Origin of the sequence: Blautia sp. AF19-13LB, from assembly GCF_003479105.1 — a bacterium.
GTDB classification, from domain to species: Bacteria; Bacillota; Clostridia; order Lachnospirales; family Lachnospiraceae; genus Fusicatenibacter; species Fusicatenibacter saccharivorans.
The window spans coordinates 52,115-69,787 of sequence record NZ_QUGO01000019.1 but is presented as its reverse complement, the minus strand read 5'-3'; the positions used below and the strand labels follow the sequence as shown (position 1 = coordinate 69,787).

The window sequence follows — 17,673 nt, the reverse complement described above, 5'->3', positions numbered from 1 at the left end:
TTAGTATTGACTTTTTATTTGCAGGCTAAAGTAACGAGAATGCGACGCGCCGTTTTCAAAAGACACCTACAAAACCCTCTTCGACTGGATCGACCAGAACCATTTTTCGACGGGCCAGTATTCCTACAAAGAAGCAGTGATCGACGAACTGGCAACGGCGTCTGTGAAAGAATATGTGACGAAGATATCGGTACAGGTGTTTCGTACGTGAAACGTTTTTTATCAAGCAAAAAAAGCCAGAAGCAAACGATACACAGCGTTTCTGGCTTTTCTTATTTTTGACTTTTATTTCTGACCCAAAGGGTCCAGGAACGCAACGTCTGCCTGTGCGGAAACGATCTTACCGCAGTCGGAAAACGAACCGCCCTGTTTTATTCGTGGATTTTTCTGGTATTACACATTTTAACAAATTCCGGATCAAAATGTTTTACCGCAGTTCCCTGATAGCCGAGATCCAGTGAGCTGATTCTCTGCATTTCCTCTTCGGTCAGTGTAAAATCCCAGATCTGAAAATTCTCTTCGATTCTCGTCTTGTGAACCGATTTCGGAATGACCACAACGCCGCGCTGTACATTCCAGCGCAGAACAATCTGTCCTACGGTCTTTCCGTGTACGTCAGCGATTTCTTTTACCATCTCGTTTTCAAACGGATTGTGACGGCCTCCACCGAGCGGTGCCCATGCCTCCGGCACAATCTGATACTCTTCCATAACTTTTAACGCCGGCTCCTGCGTGAAGTACGGGTGCATTTCAATCTGATTTACCATAGGACGGATTGCTACTGTTTCGCAGAAGTTGGCCAGCACATGAGGATAAAAATTGGAAACACCGATGGCTCTTAACTTTCCTTCTTTGTATGCATCCTCCATAGCACGCCATGCACTGAAATAATCTTTCATTGCCTGGTGCAGCAAATAAAGATCAAGATATTCCACGCCAAGCGTCTCAATCGAATGATCGATGGCTTTCTTTGCCATTTCATAATTCTGCATATCCTGAACCCACATCTTGGATGTGATGAACAGTTCTTTGCGGGTGCAGATTCCTTCTGCAATCGCCTCACGGACGGCTTCCCCAACGGCATCTTCATTTGTATAAGAAGCCGCCGTGTCGATCAGACGATAGCCCGCCCGGATGGCATTTAATACAGATTCTTTGCACTCTTCTTTATCTCTTACCTGAAAAACCCCAAAACCCTCCATCGGCATTTTTATACCATTTGTCAATACTTTATATTCCATTTTTGTTTCCCTTTCTTATCAAATAAATGCAGTAAACACATGTTCTTCCATCTTTGGCAGGCCGTATTTATTTTATTTCTGGCTGTCCAAATCGATCTTCATATTCACATATGCTGCCAGTTTTTCCTCATCCGGGTAATAGTAACGCACGTTTTTATTCAGGCCTTCCATTTTCTTCATCTCTTCGTCGGTCAGTTCGAAACCGAAGATATCGAGGTTTGCCTTGATGTGCTCCGGATTCGTAGAACCCGGGATGACGATATTTCCAACCTGGGTGTGCCATCTTAAGATCACCTGCGCGGTGCTCTTTTCATATTTTTCCGCAAGTTCTTTGACAATCGGCTCCTCAAGCAGTGCATGATCACCGTGTCCCAACGGATACCATGCCATCACACGGCAGCCGCACGGAGCAAGTGCGGAAATAGTCTCCTCATCGCGGTAATACGGATGCGCTTCCATCTGGATCACATGCGGTTTGATTTCGCACTCTTCCAGCAGTTTTTTCAACTTTTCACCCTGGAAATTGGAAATACCGATAGCTTTGATTTTGCCCTCTTTGTACGCTTTTTCCAGTTTGCGGTAGCCTGCCATAAAGTCGCCTGCCGGCTGATGGATAAACATCAGATCGATGTAGTCGGTTCCAAGCAGTTCCAGGCTCTTTTCTACCGTTCCTTCTGTCAGATACTGGCTCGCCCATATTTTGGTCGAGATGAAAATGTCCTCTCTTGCCACACCGGATCTTTTAACTCCGCGCCCAACTGCACGCTCGTTCATATAAGCCTGTGCAGTATCAATCATGCGGTATCCGCATGCTAATGCGTCCACAACCGCCTGCTCTGCCTGATCCGGTGTCATCATAAAAGTTCCGATTCCCACTGCCGGGATCTGCACCTGATTGCTTAATGTAAAGTTCATCATCATAACCTCCCTGTTTTATTTTGATGTGTGATATTTTGTTATTTCCCTGTCTTTGTAGCTTTAGTTTATCACCCGGGAGTTGCTACCGATCAAGGACTTTTTTGAAAAAAATCCCTAAAATCTAATCGTTCATTCCTGTTTCGGATCGACTCAAATGTTTGCAAAAACGTCATACCATGAATCCCTTATCCATAGTATGACGTTTTTCTTCTCTGCATTTTGTTTTCTATTTTTTTATCTTTTCAATCCTGCATTCATGTTCTTTCGTCCTTTTATTATAGTTGATCCCCACAAGAAGAAGATCTCCTGTGTATTCCAGAATAGAATCCGGATATTTTTTGTCCCGGATCTGTTCCATAGCTGTATCTGTGCTTTTGTTCCACTTAAGTTCTACCAGCAGCGCCGGATAACTTGTTTTGTATTCCGGTTTCGGAAGATAAACAAAATCTGCAAAACCGCGCCCAGCCGGCAGCTCTCTTATCGGTTTGAAATAATACTGCATAGAGCTTAAATATGCTATCGTAAGCACGCTGCTCAGGGAATTTTCATCATTATATTGGATCACCGAACTGTACTCCTGATGAATTCTCTCTACGCCATCCGCTACCGCTTTTTCATCCATATCCAGGGTTGCATCCAGCAGATCTGTGGATTCCTTCTGAAAAGTAATCATTTCATTCCATTTGTTGCGTTTCACCGCATTGTTTAGTTCATGTCTGATTTCCTCATTCGGAATAAAAACCTGCTGCCTGTCCTGATCGTAAGCCAGATATCCGAGATGGATCAAATACGTCAGTATATCATCCCGGTTGGCAAAGCTTACAGTATCATTCTGGAAAGACGTCACATCCACATCCACGGCGGCCCCCGACATCATTTCTATAATAGCTGCCCTCAGTCCGTCGAAATTCATGTTAATCAGTGGCACGATTGCTTCATAGCTACCGGTATTGGACCAGTAGCTTTTATATTTTCCGTTCAGCATCAGGCTGACAACGGCTTTGGGATTATATACCTGATACCCTTCCAGAGAATATCCATCATACCATGATTTCACCTGTTCATAGTTCTGTCCGTACCGGTCGCATAAATCATGCACTTCCGCTTCTGTAAAGCCAACATACGGTGCCATTCTTCCTGCATCCAGCATGGTGAATTCTTCGAAATTGTTGAGGGCGGACTGTGTCTTTAATTTCTTGATCGGCAGAATTCCTGTCAGATACGCCAGTGCAATATATTTTGACGGTTCCGATCCTTTGAACATGCCTCTTAAAAAATCAATATATTCTTCCTGCACTTTATGGTTCTGCGCTTCATCTCGGATCAGTACATCCCATTCATCGATGATGACAACAAATTTGTTTCCCGCAGCAGCCTTAATATAGGACATCGCCCCATAAACCGTCTTCACAGTATCCGGAATCAGTTCTCCGTATTTTTCCTTCAGTTCCTGCAGAATTCCGTTATTGATATATTCCACAACGCAATCCGCATTTCCGGCATCCATCATGCACCACTGGACATCAAAATGAATCACATCATACTGGTTCAGATGTTTTTCAAAGGACTCCGCCTTATGAATCGCATAGTCCGCAAACAGTTCTCTGGAATCACTGCCTTTGCTGTAATATGCCGACAGCATCTCCGCTGTGATTGACTTTCCGAAACGCCTCGGACGGCTGCTGCAGATAAATTTTGATGTAGTACTGATCACTCTGTTGGTATATTCCAGAAGCGGTGTTTTATCTACATAGATTTCTGAATGAATGACTTCCGAAAATGCTTCATTTCCCGGATTTAAAAATCTTCCCATGGCGGCCTCCTTCCTGTTCACATTGTGATCTTTCCTGTATTCATTATACACGGAAAGAACTCCGATGGGTAGACTTTATCCTGCAAAAAATGCTGCACCACAGATTCTCCCAAACAATCAAAAAACAGAGCGAAAATCTCCTGGACTTTCACTCTGCTTTTGCTTCTTTTACAGTTTTGCGCGGAAGAACGCACAGATTTCGTCCCACACTTCCTTCTGGAAGAAACGAAGATCTGCGTGGTCGGCATCCTCGATCGAAAGCAGTGTGACGTCACATCCCGCTTTTTCCAGTTCGTCGTGCAGTTCCTCTCCCTGTCCGAACGGAACGGTATGGTCATCCTCTCCGTGGATGATCAGAAACGGCGGTGCGGCTTTTGTCACGAAGCTGACCGGACAGCACGCGAGCGCTTCTTCCGGATGGCGCATCACGTTTTTGCCCATCAGAAGGGATTCCGGAGATGCCGCACACTGCTCCGGATCACTGTACGGGAATCCGCGGAAATCGGTCGGCGGGTACCACGGGCAGGCGGCCTGTACGGCACTGGAATATTCCAGATTTTCTCCCACATCATAAACGGGATCTGTCGCAAGCGCTGCCATGCAGGTCAGATAACCGCCCGCAGATTCTCCCATCACACCGATGCGGTCCGGATCAATGTTGAAGCGATCGGCATGTGCACGCAGATAACGGATTCCTGCTTTCACATCCTGCAGCGGCGCCGGAAATTTTGCCTCATTGCTTGTGCGGTATTCTACCGATGCAACAACGAATCCCTGCTGTGCCAGTACGGACAGATAGGCAAGATGTGCTGAGCGGTCCATCTGGATCCAGGCCCCTCCGCAAATCCATACCACACACGGATATTTTCTGGTGTTATCCCGCGGGTAAATCAAATCCAGCTTCAAATCCTGCACCGTATTTCCAAACCAGGCATCCGCCTGTGCAAATGTAATTCCTGTTGTGACGCAGAATTGTGGTTTTTCTGCTTCTACCTGAATTCTTCTTCTCATGTAATAAAACCCCCATATTTCTGTTTTCCTGACCGTTCGTCGCAGCCTCCGGCCGGAAATCACCTTTTTTGTTTACTTCTCCTCCATTGCCTTTTTGATCGCACCAAGCAGCTCCTCATACGTCTCATACGCCGGGATCTGCGGATAGTCGGCTTTGATTTTATCGGTCGAGCGGAACAGAAAACCTGCCTTACTTGCCTGAATCATGCCAAGGTCATTGTAGGAATCGCCGCTTGCGATCGTCTCAAATCCGATGGACTGCAGTGCTTTTACGGTGGTGAGCTTCGACTGCTCGACTCTCATTTTAAATCCTGTGATCTCGCCGTCGTCTGCGACTTCCAGAGAGTTGCAGAACAGCGTCGGATAGCCCAGTTTTTTCATCAGCGGTGCGGCAAATTCCGTAAAGGTATCGCTGATCAGGATCACCTGGGAGAAAGTGCGCAGCTCGTCAAGGAACTCTTTTGCACCCGGCAGCGGATCAATTTTTTCAATCGTAGCCTGAATTTCTTTCAGTCCAAGGCCATGCTCTTTTAAGATTCCAAGTCTCCATCTCATCAGTTTATCGTAATCCGGCTCGTCGCGTGTCGTTTTTTTAAGTTCCGGGATTCCGCTTGCCTCCGCAAATGCGATCCAGATTTCCGGTACCAGTACTCCTTCTACATCCAGACATGTAATATACATTGTTATGATCCCCTTTCCTGCGCTGCCCGCCTTGTTTAGCGACGGGGTTTTGTTTTTTTTCACAACATCACTTTACCACACTATATCATAGAATCCATATCACTGCAAATTAAAATCACGTTTTATTTTTTTATACGTATATATCTCTCTAAAATTACATTCTTTTTACAAAATCGTTGTTTTTTACAAATTCATATATTTATTTATATGTTTTTTGACTATTGATTTATTTTTCATATATTTATATAATAATTACAAGCATTTTTATTAATTTTCTATTTTATCATCCATATTAACGAACGAATTTACTTTTCAGATAGTGCACTAATCTAAGGATAAATAAAAAACTAAAACCATCCAACAATACTTATGAAAGGAGACCACTCATCATGAAAAAATTAAAAACATGTCTTGCATTTTTTATTTGTTGTATTCTGCCCTTAAATATGGGAATTTGCAATGTAAAGGCAGATAATAATGTTGTTCTATCTAACAAAGCATATCTATTAAAAACCGGAATGCCACAAAAGGAAATAGAAAAGCTGGATGATGACGTCATGCAGTTCATTGTGGATGACTTAAAAAGTGGAGGTAAACATTTTGAATATATTAATTCAAATATCGAAAATCAAATATCGATACTCAGTAGCGAAACTTTAACCGGTATTTCCTTTACTGCATCAGCTTTTAAAAATGCATCAACCATTTATATCTATCCAACATACGAGTTTACTTCTAATAAACAACCTCGCGGAAAAGACAGTTTTTCTTTTCAATTAGGCGCTGCTATGAGACCGTATGAATATGGTGGAAAATTATGGTACAAAGATAATACTATGAACGATTGGAAAGTCGGTGGAACTCTTACTGCAAATAATCAGCAATTATCTGGTGCTGAATTTTCAGGGAGTCAACTAGGAACACCCGACTATGCCATGAAGCTTAAAGGTGTTACATACTGTCACGCTACTGCAGGTAATAGCAGTGATAAAAGAATTGTAATGGGATACTTATATAATCCCCAGAAAACCGGCTACAGTATCTCTTTTTCCTACAACGGTGGTGGAATTAGCTACTCTCCATCAGGAACAGCCTATACTGCATATAAAACAATGAACCTAAGTTATTAAACTTTCATTCACCACATACAAGTACATTTAATTTCTAATTACTCTTTCAAAGTAACAATTTGCCTATCCAGAAGCACAAATTTCTCTGATAGGCAAATTGTGTTTAAGGTATTTTCAAGTAATTTAAGTAAAATCATGAGCAAGTCGCCATTACTCGTAGAAAAACGGGCAGATTATGAATGTTTTAGGAATTGCAGGAACAAAAAGTACAGAACAACCATTCAAAAAAACTTTTAAATCCGGCATCAACTGAATAAAGCCATAAATAAGAGGTAACTCATTATGAAAAAAATCAAATTTTTATTTTTCACCCTGTTATTCTGTTTTTCTGTTCCAGTCAAAGCAGACACTGCATTCGAAAATGACGATACGGTATTGTGCTCTTTTTTAAAAGAAAACGTACCAGAAAATGCTTCGCCAATAGAATCCAGTTTAGAAAACGAGTATCGAAAAACTTCTTCCAAACCTATCGATTTCTATTTTTTTAAACGATCTGAAAAGACAAAAAGTTTCCAAGATCTGTATGCCGCAAATGTACTCACCTATCAGGAAAAATCAGATCGTTCTTTGTTATATCAGACAGTTTTCGATTTTCAAAATATAACCCAGGTAAGAACTGCGAAAGAAGACTTTATCCGTCTGGAGACAGATCCACTGATGTATCTTTTTGAATTAGAAAAAGCAGAATTGTGGACTCGGAACAGCACGGAAGAACCCTGGACGCTGGAACGGAAAATCACAACGCCTGGAAATCCAGATTTTTATCTTCCTTATAGCCAGTTTTCTTCTGATAAAAAATATTTTCGAATTCTGGCATCTTTTTCCTGGAGCCCGAGCCCTGCTGAGGAAAGCGAAGTTTCTTCGCCAGAATATCATTGCATTTATACCTCTGTGTATCCGGTATATCAGATTCCGGTGAAAGTACTCGTTTTGATATGCGGAGGCGCAGCTTTCTTCTTTCTCTACCGGAGACACAAAAAAAATCATATCTCCCAAAAAGATGTTCCGTAAGCTGCGCCTTTTCAACATGTTTTCGTCACTGTTCAGAGCCAACTTCCAAAATGCTACGCATCTCATCGGTGTGGCTTTATCTGCTTTTCATCGCATCCCGAATCCGCTCCAGTGCCTCGGTCAGGGTTGCGCGCGGGCAGGCGATGTTGATCCGCTGGAAGCCGCGACCGCAGTCTCCGAAGATCTTGCCGCTGTCGAGCCACAGCTTCGCCTTGTTGATGATCAGGTCTTCCAGTTCGTCGACAGAAAGCCCCGTCTTGCGGAAATCGAGCCATACGAGATATGTTCCCTCCAGGTCGATCATCTTCACGCCCGGAAGCTGCTCCTCCACATACTGCCTTGTAAATTCTGCATTTGCCTTCACATAGGAAAGCATTGCCTCATACCACTCCTCGCCCTTATTATATGCCGTCTCGCATGCCACCAGACCCATCACACCAAGCTGGCTCGTTCCGGCTGCATCGAGCTGTTTCCGGAATTTCGCACGGAGTTCCGGGTTGGCGATAAAGATGTTTGACATCATCATACTTGCCAGATTGAATGTCTTACTCGGCGCGGTGCAGGTGATCGTGATGTCCTCGTACTCTTTTTTGATCGCAGCAAACACCTGATGCTCGCCCTTAAAAATGAAATCTCCATGGATCTCATCACTTACAACGGTCACGCCGTACTGCACGCAGAGATCGCCGATCGCCGTCAGCTCCTCTTTCGTCCAGACTCTTCCGACCGGATTGTGCGGATTGCAGAGGAAAAAGAGCTTTACGTTTTCAGCTTTCAGCTTCTCCTCGAAATCCGCCACATCCATGTGATAGCGGTTATCATCGCCGAGCACCAGCGTGCTGCTGACAACTCTTCTGCCGTTATCCGCAATGACTTCCGAAAATGGATAGTAAACCGGTGACTGGATCAGCACGGCATCCCCAGGCGCGGTGTAAGCTTTGACTGCCATCGCAAGTGCAAACACAACGCCCGGCGTTTTGATCAGCCATTCTTCTTTCGGCTCCCAGTTGTGATGGCGTTTCATCCATCCCGCAACGGCCTCAAAATACGGAGTCTGCGCATCGCTGTAGCCGTAAATGCCCATTTTCGCACGCTCTACCAGCGCATCCTCGATGTAGGAGGATGTCTCAAAGTCCATGTCCGCCACCCACAGCGGCAGCACGTCGGCTGGCATACCGCGTTTTACTGCGAAGTCATATTTTAAACAGTCTGTATTTTTTCGGTTGATGATTCTGTCAAAATCAAGATTTCTTTCCGTCATTTTTCTCTTCCTCAATTTCTGCAAAAACCTTCTCAAGCTCGCCGATCAGGTCCTCGATATTTTCAATTCCGACGGAAAAGCGAAGGGTGCTCTCCGTAATTCCGTTCCGCTCACGGATTTCCTTCGGCACATCGGCATGTGTCTGCGTCGTCGGATACGTAACGAGTGTCTCCACGCCGCCGAGGCTCTCTGCGAAACGGATCATTCTTACCTTTTCCAGAATGGCAAGGGCAAACTCTTTGCTCTCGAGCTGGATTGTCAGCATAGCACCGAAGCCTCTTGCCTGTTTTTTCATAATCTCATGGCCCGGGTGATCCGGCAGTCCCGGATAGATCACTCTTGTGACTGCTTTCTGCTTCTGCAGCCATGCAGCGATCTGCTCTGCATTCTCCTGGGAACGCTCCATGCGGATGCCTAAAGTTTTCATGCCGCGCAGCACCAGCCAGCAGTCAAACGGAGCAAGACCTGCACCTGTTGTCTTAATCAGGAAACGCAGTTTTTCCTGAATGTCTTCACGGTTTGTCACGATAAAGCCTGCCAGTGTATCGTTGTGGCCGCTTAAGTATTTCGTGCCGCTGTGGATGACAACGTCCGCACCGAGATCGAGCGGATTCTGAAAATACGGGGACATAAAGGTGTTGTCCACAATCAGAATCAGGTTGTGGCGTTTTGCAATATCCGCCATCTTTCGGATGTCGGTTACGTTCATCATCGGGTTCGTCGGAGTTTCGATGTAGATTGCTTTTGTATTTTCTTTCACATAGCTCTCCACGTCATCACGGCAGCAGTCGATGCTGGAAAACTCGACGCCGTTTTTCTCGTTGACGTTGTGGAACAGACGAATGCTGCCGCCGTACAGATCGGAGTCCGCAATGATGTGATCGCCCTGGCGGAACATTTCCATCAGAAGAGAGATCGCTGCCATGCCGGAGCTTAATGCAAACGCATCAATTCCGTTTTCCAGCACAGCCACCATTTTTTCCAAATGCTCTCTGGTCGGGTTCTGCAGTCTGCTGTAATCAAAGCCGGTGCTCTGTCCTACGCCCGGATGCGCATACGTTGCGGTCTGATAAATCGGGTAGCTGAGTGCGCCGTAGTGGCTACACTGTCCCTCGTCCTCTTCTAAATGGATACATTTTGTGTCAATTCCTCTTGCCATATGAATAATCTCCTGTTATTTCGTAATTTCTCTTTCTATACTAATCTGATAGGTTTTATAATGTAACCTATCATAACAGAAAATGCGGCGTTTGTATATTCCCTTTTTTCTTTGACTTGTTATAAGTTTTTCCTATAACTATCATAAAAAAACGCCGCCAGAAGATTTTTCTCCCGGCGGCCGCCTCTTGCATCTATATTTTAAATAAGTTCCGCACAGATCGGATAATGATCAGAAAGGCACACACCGTCCTTCTGCTCCGTCCATTTTTCCACCTTTTTCAGTTCCCAGTCCCCTTTGAGAATGATGTAGTCAATCGAGCACTGCGGATCGTTCGGATCATCGCGATGATAGTTGTGGAAGGTAATGCCGATTCCTTCCGTCGCATTCACAAGACCGGCAGTTTCCCTCAGCGGTTTCATCTCTTCGCTGTCCGGCTCGGCATTGAAGTCGCCGCTAAGAATCACCGGCACATCGGCAAATGCTTTCTCTGCTCTCAGATGTGCGAGAATCTGCTCCAGGCCAAGCTTTCTCGCCCCGGCGCACTCGTGATCCAGATGGGTGTTGATGACGCGGAACACTTTTCCGGTCTCCATATCCTCAAATACCACATCCGTCGCAGTACGCGGGCACATACTCTGTACCGGATAGCGGGATCCAGGCACGTACGGTGTCGGTGACAGCCAGAAAGTTTCCAGGCTCACACTCTGAAAACGTTCTTTCCGATAGGCAATGATCATTGCCTCGCCGGTCAGATCCTTTTCTCTTCCGCAGCCGACAATGTAATATTCCGTCAGATTTTCCTTCAGCCAGGCGGCCACATGCGGCAGTACCTCCTGAAAACCGATGATATCCGGCTTTTCCTGTCTGATTTTTTCCAGAATCAGCGGTCTGCGGTAGATAAAATTATTGGCTCCATCCTGGCCAAAATCACAGCGAATATTAAATGTTACAAATTTCATCGTAAAATCCCTCTTTTCATTTGTTTTCCTAACCCTTATTTTTGCTGGAAAGCGCTGTGCTTTCTCTTCTTTTTCTTCGTATTCACACGGCGCAGACACGCATAGCGCAGCTTCAGCCGCATTTTCCAGCTGCAGCCCGGTACCGGCTCCATCAGCTTTTCCAGAAAATGGTTCAGCGTACGTTCCTCATAAGGAGACAGCAGAATCTCACCGTAGATATGTTTCTCGATCAGATGGCAGACACGCGTATATTCGCCTGGCTCGACCGCCGGAAATCTGCGGGCGAGTTCTGCATCGGTTGCTGCTGTTCCCCAGCCAAGACCGGCATCTATGCCCCACAGACAAAGATACTGGTAAATTCTTGCTTCCGTTCTTCGGATCCGCCTGCCCGGCCGCTCCTTCTGCTGTTTCTTTGCCGCCGGTCCAAGACAGATGATCCGCGCCGCCTCCGCCGCAATCACAAGCAGCGTCAGCAGAATCAGAAGCACGCCAAGCAGCCCGAGAAGAAACAGCGAAACACTGCGCAGTACCGGAAGAACGGCTTCGCCTGCCTTGCTCTTTCGGTTTTCCACACCGGTAATCTGCTCCGCCGACAGCGACTTGTTCTCCAGCACCACATTCTTCTGTACAGAATCTGGACTTCCGACCATTCTCTGAAGAGATGCAACATTATACAGGAACAGTTTGTTTTTTAGGTATTTTCTTTCACTTGTTTTTCTGTTGCTCCTTCCTCCATTTTTTGCTCTGCCTTAACTTCTAAAGACCATCCCAGAAAAACGCAAGTATTTTTAGTACTCCAGATACGCCCCTTTCATCGGGCTTGCTGCGTGGAGGCTGAAAAGACGGAGTACGCCTTTTTTGTATTTCGGCTCGCGCGGTTTCCAGTTTTGGCGGCGTTCTTTTAAGATCGCATCGATTTCTTCCATGGACTTGCGCTCACCGGCGATTCCGATGATGTTAAGTTTTCGTTCCTTCACATCAATCTCAATCAAATCCCCTTCCTCGACGAGTGCGATCGGGCCGCCGTCTACAGCTTCGGGACTGCAGTGGCCGATGACCGGGCCGGTGGAGGCGCCGGAAAAACGGCCGTCGGTGATAAGCGCGATGCTCTTTCCAAGCTCTTTGTCGCTGCTGATTGCCTCGGAAGTATAGAACATCTCCGGCATACCGCTGCCTTTCGGGCCTTCGTAGCGGATGAAGACGGCGTCGCCTTTCTGAACCTTATGTTTCAGCACGGCATCGAGGCACTCCTCCTCGCTGTCGAACGGTCGGGCACGGAGGACGGCGTGGAACATTTCTTTCGGGCAGGCCGTGTGCTTGATGACGGCTCCCTCCGGCGCAAGGTTTCCGCGCAGAACAGCGATGCTGCCGTCCGTTCCGATCGCCTTGTCATACGGGCGGATAATATCTTCTTTTATAATCGAAGTTCCATACCGCTCATTGAATTTTGCGAGCCATCCGCTGCACTTCTCATAAAATCCATTTTCACGAAGCTCCGCCAGATTTTCTCCGAGCGTCTTTCCAGTCACCGTCATCACATTGAGATGCAGATGATCTTTGATTTCTTCCATAATCGCCGGAACGCCGCCCGCATAATAGAAGCACTCTGCCGGCCATCTTCCTGCCGGGCGGACATCGAGCAGATACCGCGCATTGCGGTGCAGACGATCGAATGTGTCGCCGGTGATCTCGATGCCGAACTCATGCGCAATGGCCGGGATGTGCAGCAGGCAGTTTGTGCTTCCCGAAATTGCCGCGTGGACAAGAATCGCATTCTCAAAACTCTCTTTCGTCACAAGATCGCTTGGCCGCATATGCTCCATCTGTGCCAGTTTTACCGCCTGGCGGCCTGCCTCCCGTGCATATGCCAGAAGATCCGGGCTTGTCGCCGGCATCAGAGCGCTTCCAGGCAGGGCGAGGCCGAGTGCCTCCGCCATGATCTGCATCGTGGATGCCGTTCCGATAAACGAACAGGCACCGCAGCTCGGGCAGGCATTGCATTTCGCCCAGTCGAGCTTCTCCTCGTCGAGCTCACCGCGCTCAAATTTTGCGCTGTACATGCCAAGCTGCTCCAGTGTCAGCATCTCCGGTCCCGCATTCATCGTTCCGCCCGGCACAACAACCGCCGGAATATCGACACGCGCAAGGCCGATCAGATTGCCCGGCATACCCTTGTCGCAGCTCGACAGATAGACGCCGCCGTCAAACGGTGTCGCATTCGCGTGGATCTCGATCATATTGGTGATCATCTCGCGGCTCGCAAGACTGTAGTTGATGCCGTCCGTTCCCTGGCTCTCGCCGTCACAGATGTCGGTGCAGAAATACCGCGCCCCGAAGCCCCCCGCTTCCGCAACGCCTTTCCGCACTTCCTCGACCAGCAGATTTAAGTGGCCGCTTCCCGGGTGGCTGTCCCCGTACGTACTCTCCACCATAATCTGCGGTTTTTCAAGATCCTCTTTTTTCCATCCTGTTCCAATCCGGAGCGGATCCATCTCCGGTGCAAGTTTCCGCATTTCCTGACTCTTCAGCATTTCCTTCTCCTCCCGCTGTTTTTTAGGTATTAAAAATACTCTTTCTGCTTTTCACTATAGCAATCCCTGTATTTGATTGCAAGACAAAAAAGCTGCAGTCTGCAGGGATTCCCCACAGACCGCAGCCTCTCTGAACAGCTCACAGATTTCTCTGTTTTCTGTTTGCCTGCTTCCGCAGATAATTTCCAATGCTTGTAAAACTAAGCAGCGTCACAATCAGAAAAACACCCGGGATCAGAATGATCCACCATGCCTTTGTCATCAGCGCTTTTTCCGAAAGTGACAGCATGCTGCCCCAGGAAATCACCTCCAGCGGAAGACCGATTCCCATAAAACTCAGTGTGGATTCTGCTACAATCGCACTTCGGATGTTCATAACCACCATAAACATAATAGACGAAAAAAAGTTCGGTGCCAGATGGTGCCATAAAATATAGAAAAAACTGCCTCCCATACAGCGCGACGCAATCACGTATTCACTGTTCCGGATCTGCCGTACTTCGGTCCGCACAACCTTTGCAATGCTTGTCCAGCTTGTCATTCCGATCACGGCAGAAATCGTAATCACATTGGATTTTCCCGCAGCGGCCAGAAGAAAAATGACAAGAAGAAGATTCGGCACCGACAAAAAGATCTCGGTCAGCCGCATCAGAAGCGCGTCCAGCCACGCCGGTGCACATCCGCTGACTGCGCCGAAGAGAACGGCAATCACAGTGGAAATCAGCGTAGAAAGCAGACCGATCGCCAGCGATATTCTGCCGCCGTACCAGATCATCGAGAAAATATCTCTTCCCATCGTATCGGTTCCAAACAGAAATTCCCGGCACGGCATGACGGAACAGTTTTTCAGATCCATATAGGAAGGATCCTTTGTCATGATCAGCTCGCAGAAAAGACAGCCAAGTACAAGAAGGCCCAGAAAAAGCCCTGCTGCCACCGGCCGGTCCTGATACCATTTTTTCTTTTTTTCTGCTTCTGTTTTTTCTGCAGGCCTCTCTCCTGCGAATTGAAATAATTGTGTTTTTTCTGTCACAGCATCATTACCTCCGATGTTTCTGCCGCTTCTTTCTCCCGCATCCGCGGATCAATTCTCTCGTTGATGATCTGTGCCGCCATATTGCACAGAATCACAACGATTCCGGACATCAGGCAAAGCAGCATCAGAAGATTGTAATCTTTGTACCGTGCGCTCTCATACGCCAGCGTTCCGATACCGGGATACGAGAAAACCGTTTCTACAATATAGGTTCCCCCCAGCACATGCGGAACAGAAATGGCCATGATGCCAAGATACGACGGAATCGTATTCCGCAGGCAATGCCGGAACAGAACCGTCTTTCGTTTCAGCCCCTTGGCTCTTGCCAGAAGCACATACTCTTCCCGCACTTCATCCAGAATTTTATTGCGGATCATGTATGCGTAATACCACAAATGACTCAGCACTACGACCGTCATCGGCAGGATCAGATGACAGACACGGTCAGAAAAATCTGCCTGTTTTCCAACAGAGTAGGCACCGGAACTCGGCAGCCATTTGAGCTGCATGGAAAAAACAAGAATCAGAAGCAGCGACAGCCAGAATTCCGGAATACATCCCGTGATGGTTCCCACCTTACAGATGATGCGGTCCAGCCATGTATCTTCCTTCCATGCACAGAGAATTCCAAGAAGCAGCGCGAGGGTGAAAATCAGCAGAAATCCAATGCCGCCAAGCACCAGCGTATTTCCAATTCTTCCCTCGATCACGCGCGTTACATCCATTTTATATTTGTACGAAATTCCGAAATCCCCATGCAGCGCATTGCCTGCCCAGCGGATATACTGTACGGAAATGGGATCCTTCAGTCCCAATTTTTCTTCGGCCCACGCTCTTTCTTCGGGCGTCATTTTTTCCACGCGGTCTCCGTAATATGATACCAGCGGATCTCCCGGCGCAAGCCTTGAAATATAAAATACGAGCACAGACAGCAGCAGAACACTTGCCAGAAATGCCGCTGCTTTTTTTCCATAGTAAAGCACTCTGTTCCGGCTTTTCATCCTGCATCGCCTCCCTCCATCAGCACAAAATGATCTTTTTCCACTTCCCGCAGTGTTCCCGTCCGGGGAAATTCTGTATTGGAAAAATCCGGTACAGCTCGCGCTCTTTCCCTTCGCGGATCCGGAATCGGAATGGCCGCGATCAGTGCTTTCGTATACGGATGCAGCGGATTTTCAAACACGGCTCGCGCCGGGCCGGTCTCCACCAGTTTTCCATGGTACATCACACCTACTCTGTCACACAGAAATTCGACCATATCCAGATCATGCGCAATAAACAGGAACGAAAAACCGTGCTCCTTCTGCAGATGACGGAACAGATTCACAATCTGTGCCTGTATCGACGCGTCCAGCGATGCAATCGGTTCATCCGCCACCAGAAGCTCCGGCTCCATCGTCAGTGCCCGTGCAATCGCAACGCGCTGCCGCTGTCCGCCGGACAATTCTCCCGGATATTTTTTCAGATATTCCGGATCCAGCCCCACGTATTTCATCTGGAATCTGGCTTCCTCCTCATAGCTTCCCCGCAGCGGCCGGATTTTCTGCACGCGCATCGGCTCCTCAATAATGTCGCGGACCTTCATCTTCTGATTCAGACTGGAACCGGAATCCTGAAAAATCATCTGGCGTGTCGTCTGCAGCATTTTTTTATTTTTCCGGAACTGGCCTCTGTCGCAGGTATCAATCCCTTTATAATAAATCTGGCCGGCATATGGCTGATAAATATTCATCACACAGCGTGCAGCGGTAGATTTTCCGGAACCGGATTCTCCTACCAGTCCAAAAATTTCTCCTCTTCGAATCTGAAACGATACATCATCGACTGCCTTGACTGCTGTTTTCCGGGACAGTGGAAAAATATGGGTCAGATGACGCACATCCAGCAAAATCTCATGTTCCATCTGTGTTTCCTCCTATCGGCGGCACAACCTTCGGTGCTCTCTCATCCAGTAGCCATGTTGCCGCATAATGGCTGTCTGTAACCCGGAACATCGGCGGCTCCTCCTCAAAATCAATTTCCAGCGCATAAGCATTGCGGCTGGCAAAGGCATCGCCCTTCGGCGGATGGAGAAGAGACGGCGGCATTCCCGGGATAGACGGCAGGCTTTCTTTTCCCCTCGAAAACGCCGGTATGGAACGCAGCAGTCCCCACGTATACGGATGACGGGGATCATAGAAAATCTCATCCACGGTTCCAATCTCTACTATTTTTCCCGCATACATGACCGCTACCCGGTCTGCGATCCGCGCTACAACGCCAAGGTCATGTGTGACAAAGACCGTCGCCGTTCCCAGTTTTTTCTGAATTTCCCGAAGCAGGTCCAGAATCTGTGCCTGAATCGTCACATCCAGCGCTGTCGTCGGCTCATCAGCAAACAGAATTTCCGGATCGCCCGCCAGCGCAATCGCCAGTACGATCCGCTGCCGCATTCCGCCGGAAAAGTGATACGGATATGCCTTTTTCCGCTCTTCTGCCTGCTCGATTCCCACCAGCTGCATCAGTTCTGTCACTCTCTGTTCCACTTCTTCTTTTCCCATGTCTTTCTGATGCGCCCGCACTGCCTCTGCAATCTGCGCTCCGACTGTCATCGTCGGATTTAAGGAAGTCATCGGATTCTGGAAAACCATCGAGAACAGTTTTCCCCGCAGTTCCCGCATTCTTCGCTCCCCGTATCCTGCAATTTCTTCTCCATTGACCAGAATTTTTCCGTTTTTGATCTTTGCATTCTCCGGCAGCAGCTTCATAATGCTTTTGCAGAGCACACTTTTTCCGCAGCCTGACTCGCCTACAACAGCGAGCACCTCACCTGCATTCAGGGAAAAGCTGACATCGCGGACCGCCTGTACTTCCCCCTCATCCGTAAAAAAGCTGACGGAAAGATGTTCCACTTTTAATCGTTCCTTCATTCCGTTTTTC

The 17,673-nt window shown here is 47.4% G+C and carries 17 protein-coding genes; 3 read left to right on the top strand and 14 right to left on the bottom strand.

The genetic code is table 11. The annotated features are described in order from the left end of the window. A partial coding sequence (locus DWX32_RS19980) for a hypothetical protein (protein ID WP_207664920.1) occupies positions 1-282 on the top strand: 282 nt, incomplete at its 5' end. Positions 283-371: 89 nt separating this feature from the next. On the opposite strand, the gene DWX32_RS16165 is transcribed toward DWX32_RS19980, so the two are convergent. From DWX32_RS16165 to thrH, 5 genes are all read right to left on the bottom strand, one after another. Further along, the gene (locus DWX32_RS16165) at positions 372-1,241 is read right to left on the bottom strand and encodes an aldo/keto reductase (protein WP_117762223.1); all 870 of its coding nucleotides are present in this window, start codon (positions 1,239-1,241) and stop codon (positions 372-374) included. Between the two features lie 72 nt (positions 1,242-1,313). Continuing rightward, complete coding sequence (locus DWX32_RS16160; protein ID WP_330410169.1) at positions 1,314-2,156, bottom strand: aldo/keto reductase; 843 nt, start codon at positions 2,154-2,156, stop codon at positions 1,314-1,316. Between the two features lie 229 nt (positions 2,157-2,385). After that, the gene (locus tag DWX32_RS16155) at positions 2,386-3,972 is read right to left on the bottom strand and encodes an AAA family ATPase (protein WP_117510976.1); all 1,587 of its coding nucleotides are present in this window, start codon (positions 3,970-3,972) and stop codon (positions 2,386-2,388) included. Positions 3,973-4,140: 168 nt separating this feature from the next. After that, positions 4,141-4,983, bottom strand: coding sequence for an alpha/beta hydrolase (locus DWX32_RS16150; protein WP_055221185.1), 843 nt, complete (start codon positions 4,981-4,983; stop codon positions 4,141-4,143). Between the two features lie 72 nt (positions 4,984-5,055). Continuing rightward, positions 5,056-5,664 (bottom strand): bifunctional phosphoserine phosphatase/homoserine phosphotransferase ThrH, encoded by a 609-nt coding sequence (thrH, locus tag DWX32_RS16145; protein WP_118660589.1) that lies wholly within the window; start codon positions 5,662-5,664, stop codon positions 5,056-5,058. A 389-nt stretch (positions 5,665-6,053) separates the two neighbouring features. On the opposite strand from thrH, the gene DWX32_RS16140 reads away from it, so the two are divergent. Both DWX32_RS16140 and DWX32_RS16135 read left to right on the top strand, forming a co-directional pair. Further along, positions 6,054-6,794 carry a hypothetical protein gene (locus DWX32_RS16140; protein ID WP_118660587.1) on the top strand — a complete coding sequence of 247 codons (741 nt, stop codon included), beginning with the start codon at positions 6,054-6,056 and terminating at the stop codon, positions 6,792-6,794. 282 nt (positions 6,795-7,076) lie between these two features. Further along, a complete protein-coding gene (locus DWX32_RS16135; RefSeq protein WP_022462534.1) occupies positions 7,077-7,805 on the top strand; it encodes a hypothetical protein in 729 nt (242 codons plus the stop codon). Positions 7,806-7,881: 76 nt separating this feature from the next. On the opposite strand, the gene DWX32_RS16130 is transcribed toward DWX32_RS16135, so the two are convergent. From DWX32_RS16130 to DWX32_RS16090, 9 genes are all read right to left on the bottom strand, one after another. Next, positions 7,882-9,066 (bottom strand): MalY/PatB family protein, encoded by a 1,185-nt coding sequence (locus DWX32_RS16130; protein WP_118660585.1) that lies wholly within the window; start codon positions 9,064-9,066, stop codon positions 7,882-7,884. After that, complete coding sequence (locus DWX32_RS16125) at positions 9,047-10,225, bottom strand: trans-sulfuration enzyme family protein (RefSeq protein WP_118660583.1); 1,179 nt, start codon at positions 10,223-10,225, stop codon at positions 9,047-9,049. Before DWX32_RS16125 ends, DWX32_RS16130 begins: the two co-directional genes overlap by 20 nt. Before the next feature lie 200 nt (positions 10,226-10,425). After that, positions 10,426-11,187 (bottom strand): endonuclease/exonuclease/phosphatase family protein, encoded by a 762-nt coding sequence (locus DWX32_RS16120; RefSeq protein ID WP_118601270.1) that lies wholly within the window; start codon positions 11,185-11,187, stop codon positions 10,426-10,428. A gap of 35 nt (positions 11,188-11,222) precedes the next feature. Beyond that, positions 11,223-11,801: a hypothetical protein gene (locus DWX32_RS16115; RefSeq protein WP_147398503.1), complete on the bottom strand. Its 579-nt coding sequence runs from the start codon at positions 11,799-11,801 to the stop codon at positions 11,223-11,225. A 174-nt stretch (positions 11,802-11,975) separates the two neighbouring features. Next, positions 11,976-13,718: a dihydroxy-acid dehydratase gene (gene ilvD, locus DWX32_RS16110; RefSeq protein ID WP_118640710.1), complete on the bottom strand. Its 1,743-nt coding sequence runs from the start codon at positions 13,716-13,718 to the stop codon at positions 11,976-11,978. Positions 13,719-13,857: 139 nt separating this feature from the next. After that, complete coding sequence (locus DWX32_RS16105; protein ID WP_118660581.1) at positions 13,858-14,751, bottom strand: ABC transporter permease; 894 nt, start codon at positions 14,749-14,751, stop codon at positions 13,858-13,860. Beyond that, positions 14,748-15,755, bottom strand: coding sequence for an ABC transporter permease (locus tag DWX32_RS16100; RefSeq protein WP_118660579.1), 1,008 nt, complete (start codon positions 15,753-15,755; stop codon positions 14,748-14,750). The genes DWX32_RS16105 and DWX32_RS16100 overlap by 4 nt, the downstream gene beginning before the upstream one ends. Further along, positions 15,752-16,657 carry an ATP-binding cassette domain-containing protein gene (locus tag DWX32_RS16095; protein ID WP_118601275.1) on the bottom strand — a complete coding sequence of 302 codons (906 nt, stop codon included), beginning with the start codon at positions 16,655-16,657 and terminating at the stop codon, positions 15,752-15,754. Before DWX32_RS16095 ends, DWX32_RS16100 begins: the two co-directional genes overlap by 4 nt. Then, a complete protein-coding gene (locus DWX32_RS16090; protein WP_118595823.1) occupies positions 16,647-17,663 on the bottom strand; it encodes an ABC transporter ATP-binding protein in 1,017 nt (338 codons plus the stop codon). The genes DWX32_RS16095 and DWX32_RS16090 overlap by 11 nt, the downstream gene beginning before the upstream one ends. Positions 17,664-17,673: the final 10 nt, after the last annotated feature.

Excerpts from the sequence above, each read along its gene's own strand:
- DWX32_RS16165 (WP_117762223.1), bottom strand. The coding sequence starts at position 1,241 with ATGGAATATAAAGTATTGACAAATGGTATAAAAATGCCGATGGAGGGT.
- DWX32_RS16160 (WP_330410169.1), bottom strand. The coding sequence starts at position 2,156 with ATGAACTTTACATTAAGCAATCAGGTGCAGATCCCGGCAGTGGGAATC.
- DWX32_RS16155 (WP_117510976.1), bottom strand. The coding sequence starts at position 3,972 with ATGGGAAGATTTTTAAATCCGGGAAATGAAGCATTTTCGGAAGTCATT.
- DWX32_RS16150 (WP_055221185.1), bottom strand. The coding sequence starts at position 4,983 with ATGAGAAGAAGAATTCAGGTAGAAGCAGAAAAACCACAATTCTGCGTC.
- thrH (WP_118660589.1), bottom strand. The coding sequence starts at position 5,664 with ATGTATATTACATGTCTGGATGTAGAAGGAGTACTGGTACCGGAAATC.
- DWX32_RS16140 (WP_118660587.1), top strand. The coding sequence starts at position 6,054 with ATGAAAAAATTAAAAACATGTCTTGCATTTTTTATTTGTTGTATTCTG.
- DWX32_RS16135 (WP_022462534.1), top strand. The coding sequence starts at position 7,077 with ATGAAAAAAATCAAATTTTTATTTTTCACCCTGTTATTCTGTTTTTCT.
- DWX32_RS16130 (WP_118660585.1), bottom strand. The coding sequence starts at position 9,066 with ATGACGGAAAGAAATCTTGATTTTGACAGAATCATCAACCGAAAAAAT.
- DWX32_RS16125 (WP_118660583.1), bottom strand. The coding sequence starts at position 10,225 with ATGGCAAGAGGAATTGACACAAAATGTATCCATTTAGAAGAGGACGAG.
- DWX32_RS16120 (WP_118601270.1), bottom strand. The coding sequence starts at position 11,187 with ATGAAATTTGTAACATTTAATATTCGCTGTGATTTTGGCCAGGATGGA.
- ilvD (WP_118640710.1), bottom strand. The coding sequence starts at position 13,718 with ATGCTGAAGAGTCAGGAAATGCGGAAACTTGCACCGGAGATGGATCCG.
- DWX32_RS16100 (WP_118660579.1), bottom strand. The coding sequence starts at position 15,755 with ATGAAAAGCCGGAACAGAGTGCTTTACTATGGAAAAAAAGCAGCGGCA.
- DWX32_RS16095 (WP_118601275.1), bottom strand. The coding sequence starts at position 16,657 with ATGGAACATGAGATTTTGCTGGATGTGCGTCATCTGACCCATATTTTT.
- DWX32_RS16090 (WP_118595823.1), bottom strand. The coding sequence starts at position 17,663 with ATGAAGGAACGATTAAAAGTGGAACATCTTTCCGTCAGCTTTTTTACG.